The sequence below is a fragment of the Peribacillus sp. CSMR9 genome (genome assembly GCF_033141925.1).
Lineage (GTDB): Bacteria > Bacillota > Bacilli > Bacillales > DSM-1321 > Peribacillus > Peribacillus simplex_A.
Window position 1 is genome coordinate 1 of record NZ_JAOPHO010000128.1, and the last position, 4,534, is coordinate 4,534.

General features: G+C 33.2%; 5 protein-coding genes. All 5 read left to right on the forward strand.

The genetic code is table 11. From position 1 onward, the window contains the following. The coding region (locus tag N9I19_RS23940; RefSeq protein ID WP_317779211.1) for a transposase at positions 1–402 on the forward strand (402 nt) is incomplete at its 5' end. A gap of 551 nt (positions 403–953) precedes the next feature. Beyond that, positions 954–1,724, forward strand: coding sequence for a hypothetical protein (locus N9I19_RS23945; protein WP_317779212.1), 771 nt, complete (start codon positions 954–956; stop codon positions 1,722–1,724). Positions 1,725–1,922: 198 nt separating this feature from the next. Next, entirely contained in the window at positions 1,923–2,630 is a 708-nt protein-coding gene (locus N9I19_RS23950; protein WP_317779215.1) for a cytochrome c biogenesis CcdA family protein, read from the forward strand. A gap of 36 nt (positions 2,631–2,666) precedes the next feature. Then, positions 2,667–3,200, forward strand: a complete 534-nt coding sequence (locus N9I19_RS23955; RefSeq protein WP_317779213.1) for a peroxiredoxin family protein — start codon at positions 2,667–2,669, stop codon at positions 3,198–3,200. A 338-nt stretch (positions 3,201–3,538) separates the two neighbouring features. Continuing rightward, positions 3,539–4,378: an MBL fold metallo-hydrolase gene (locus N9I19_RS23960; protein WP_317779214.1), complete on the forward strand. Its 840-nt coding sequence runs from the start codon at positions 3,539–3,541 to the stop codon at positions 4,376–4,378. The last annotated feature ends 156 nt before the right edge of the window (positions 4,379–4,534 follow it).

Consider the following 4,534-nt stretch of genomic DNA (forward strand, 5'->3'; position numbering starts at 1 on the left):
AAACTACTTATGATTAAAGGAATAAGTGAAATTTCATTAGCCGGGATACTGGGTGAATCAGGAGATCTAAGTGGTTTTTCTCACGGAAACTCTCTATTACGGCATGCGGGATTACATCTAGCTGAAGCAAGTTCATGCAAATGGAAAGGTCAGATTGTCATTTCAAAGCGTGGAAGGTCAAGACTACGACGATTCCTCTACTTAGCAACTATGAGCCTTGTGATGAATAACCCTGAGTTTAAAGCCATCCATTCCCATAATGTGAAGGTAAAGAAGATAAAGAAAATGAAGTCAATCATGAAACTGATAGGAAAACTAGCAAGGATTTTTGTAGGAATAGCTCGACGAAATGAGTCTTACTGTCCAAATAAAGTCCAAGTAATAATCCCTTTAGCAGCATAGAAATAAAAACATTAGTTATATAGAATGTATCATTTTAAAATAGTTAACTTTATTTTGAATGTTGTCTTATTCGTAGGATTACAAATATGTACGGAGTACCAGGTTTCTTGAACAAAAGGGCACTGTGACCCATAAGGTTAGCATAACTGGCCTCCACCCCTTGGATAGGCATGACGAAGGAATGAGAGGGCAATTGACCCGTTGAGACATGGGAGGGATAGCCTCCAGGGGCGGCGTGGAGATGTACATTATATGGTAAAATATGGAGTGGTAGCTGGCTCCTTTATTTAACTATGCCTTCACGAAGCCAAAATGATCTGATCTCATTTCAATTACCCGGAAATCCAATTACAAGGGTTATGAAATCCTGCGAATAAGTGAGCATTCGAGAGATATTTGTATCAAACTGAGGGAGTTCTATAACGGAGGCTGTCAAATGACGAACCTTTTTATATAGGAATCTCATTGGTTTGCAGCTGTTATTTAGGTATTTAGTTTTAATATAAGGGGAAAATACCTACAATACTTACATCCAGAGGTGGCGTTAAATCGTGAAAAAGTTAGTCATACTAGTCCTGGTGTTTACTGTGTTATTTTCCCCAATACAATTAGCAAAGGCAAATATTCAACCAAAATTAAAAACAGGGGATGTTTTATCTGTTCAAGTAAACCGTTTATATGGGGGATCTCGTTTATTTAAGGAAAGCGATGGATATGAAGAAGTAATCATCAATAAGGTTGTTAAATGGATAAACACATCAAATCATTCCGAAGGAGCAACTGAGTTAGAGTTAAATAAACCCCCCATAGTCTCGATATTGAAAATAAAAATGAAAAACGGGGATGTTGCGGTTATCGAACCTGCATATAATTGTATTTCCGAAAACCAAGCAAAAACATGCACAATAGCAGAGGGTGAGGTTATATATACCCGAAATAATATAAAAATTCGATTGAAATCGCTAGAGTTGTATGATTGGCTCTTAGTTGGCTGGAAATATGAAAGTGTTGGAGCTCCCAAAGATGAATTGCTTGAAGAAACTTTATATACAAGATACTTTTCCTACCTCAACAAAACTTACTCAGATTTTATCATGTGTCCAAAAATAGATAAAATCGAAAGAATAAACGGGGATGAGAATAGACATATCGTTCATGCAAGTGCGTTAAATTATGGAGCGCATCATGGCGATGTTCCCTACGACAGAATCCATATCACGTTGACCGATACTCCAGAACATGGTGTTAAAATAAATAAGGTTAAAATACAAAAAAGTATTTCCGGAAAAGAAAGCCGTATCCAATGTAGACGGGAGAGCTAAACTATCTTGTGAAAGTTTAGATGTGGAGTACCAAAATTATTCAACTAAAGGTGCGTTAGCTGAAGATCAGAGCTGTCTTTAAGGCAGCTTTTTTTTATGGAACTAAAGGGCAGGTTAGTTTAACAAGACAACATTAAACGAATAACATTATTTAACCACAAGTGTTAAAATAAGGATAAAAAGGATTTGGAGAAAAAAATGAGTTCCTTGAATGTTTTTATTGCTTTTGGTGCAGGAGTTTTATCCTTTATATCACCGTGTTGTCTGCCCTTATATCCTGCATTTTTATCGTATATAACTGGTGTTTCAGTTACTGACTTAAAAGATGAAAAAAAGAAATTTAATCAAAAAGCAATGCTACATACCTTTTTCTTTTTGGTTGGTTTTTCTATTATTTTTGTGGTTTTAGGGTTATCGACAACCTATCTTTATAGTCTTTTTTATCAGTATAGTGACTTAATTAGGCAATTAGCTGCAATCTTAATAATAATTTTCGGTTTGATTATTGTAGGTATTTTAAAACTAAAATTCTTGATGGTTGATAGGAAAATATCATTTAAAAACCGTCCATCAGGTTATTTAGGATCTGTTTTAATCGGACTAGGATATGCAGCTGGCTGGACCCCTTGCATAGGACCGATATTAGGTGCTGTTATGTCCCTTGGTTTATATACTGGTCAGGGTTTATTATATATGACTGCTTATATACTTGGTTTTTCTATTCCGTTCTTTATTATGTCATTCTTTATTGGCAGGTCAGCGTGGATTAAAAAATACAATCGAAGTATAGTCCAATTTGGTGGATATTTAGCCATTATTATGGGTTTTATTCTATTTTTTGATTGGATGACTATTATTACTTCATTTCTAACAAATAACTTGTTTAGAGGCTTTACAGGGTTTTAATTGAATTAAGCGTTAATTCCTTTAGGAGGGTTCTTAATGATGAAAAAAGTGATTGCAGTAGTTCTGTTAATTACTTTATTTACAGTAGCGATTGTGAAAGCAATGGAAAACAAGATAGAACCCGAAAATACGAGTCAAGAAACAGCCAATTTTAAGAGTTTTAAAATGGGTTCCATCGCCCCTGATTTTGAACTAAAGAAACTATCTGGAGAAACAGTAACACTTTCTGAGTTTAAAGGGAAGAAGGTAATACTGAACTTTTGGGCAACCTGGTGTAATCCTTGCAAGGTTGAAATGACAGAAATCGAAAAATTTCACAAAAAACAGGGTAAGGATGTTGTGATTTTGGCAGTCAATATTGACACTAATTCAGATGTCAAAGGTTTTGTCAAAAAAAATCATATTACATTCCCAATTCTTCTTGACTCAAAGAATAAGGTAAATGAACTTTATCCAGTATTTAATATTCCTACTACCTTTTTTATTGACAGTAAAGGAATTGTTCAGAATAATTATAGTGGTTCAATGAGTGTTGATATTATGGAAAATTTATCTAATAAACTAAATTAAGTAATAAATAGAAATAAGATTTTATTAATTTTTGCGATGTATTTGGTTTGATAAAAGAAGCAGATTGTGAAGGATTGTACTTAAACTAACGGGTGCTTTAGTTGATTAAGGAACAAAAAAATGATTAATTTTTTTTATAAAAGAATAATCCAATTAAATAGTATAAGGGCATGTGTTGATTAATCTTTTTTCAAAACATGCTTTTTTATTTATCCATTTATCAAGGTTTCTTGTATTAATTTGATCAAACTTTGATTCAAAGCTACATTTTTATAAATTAACAAAAATTACCTCACCTTAGTTATAATAGATGGATATAGAAAAAAGGTGGATATTATATGAAATTATCAATACTTGTAGATAATAATACATTGATTGATCGCTACTTCTTCGGAGAACCAGCACTTTCTTTTTTTATTGAAGAGGATAATAAACGGATTTTATTTGATACTGGATACTCTGATGCTTTTATAAAAAATGCAGAGAAGATGAGAATTGATCTAAGGGACTTAGATTGGGTTGCTTTATCACACGGACATGTCGATCATACATGGGGAGTCACTCATTTAATTAGGTTGCATATGGAAGCAAAAGGTGAGCTCATAATACATAATACGCCTACAATTATTGGTCATCCTTTAGTTTTTGAAAGCAAATTACTGGATTCAGTAGGTGAGATAGGAAGTATCTTATCTTACAATAAATTAAGCAGACATTTCCCTATTCGCTTATCTAAACAACCATTTTGGCTGACTGATAAATTAGTGTTTTTAGGTGAAATTAAAAGAAAATTTGATTTTGAAGGTAAAGAAGTAATCGGTAAAGTGGCCACTACAAAAGAAGAATTTGACGATTATGTTTTTGATGATACTGCATTAGTATATAAATCATCTGAAGGGCTAGTTATTATGGTAGGGTGTGCTCATTCTGGAATATGTAACATTATTGAATATGCTAAAGAAGTATGTGAGGAAGAAAGAATAGTAGATATCATAGGAGGATTTCACTTATTGAATCCATCAAATTTTCAATTAGAGAACACTGTTAAGTATATAAAAGAACTTAGACCCAATAAGCTTCACGCTTCTCATTGTACAGATTTACATTCTAAGATAGCTCTATCCACAGTTGCTGATATAGAGGAAGTGGGAGTAGGTTTACAACTAGAATATTTCTAGATCAATTATATAAGACCCTAGAATGCTAATTATGGTAACTAAGGTTTTACATATAAGGGGTCCCGGTAGAAAAACGTGGAAAACATACGCTAAGTATTATTCGACATCAATTAAGCCAAGTTTTCCTACTTTAAGGAGAAAACTTGGCTTTTCAAT

Coding starts and splice junctions, on each gene's coding strand:
- N9I19_RS23955 (WP_317779213.1), top strand. CDS start 2,667: ATGATGAAAAAAGTGATTGCAGTAGTTCTGTTAATTACTTTATTTACA.
- N9I19_RS23950 (WP_317779215.1), top strand. CDS start 1,923: ATGAGTTCCTTGAATGTTTTTATTGCTTTTGGTGCAGGAGTTTTATCC.
- N9I19_RS23960 (WP_317779214.1), top strand. CDS start 3,539: ATGAAATTATCAATACTTGTAGATAATAATACATTGATTGATCGCTAC.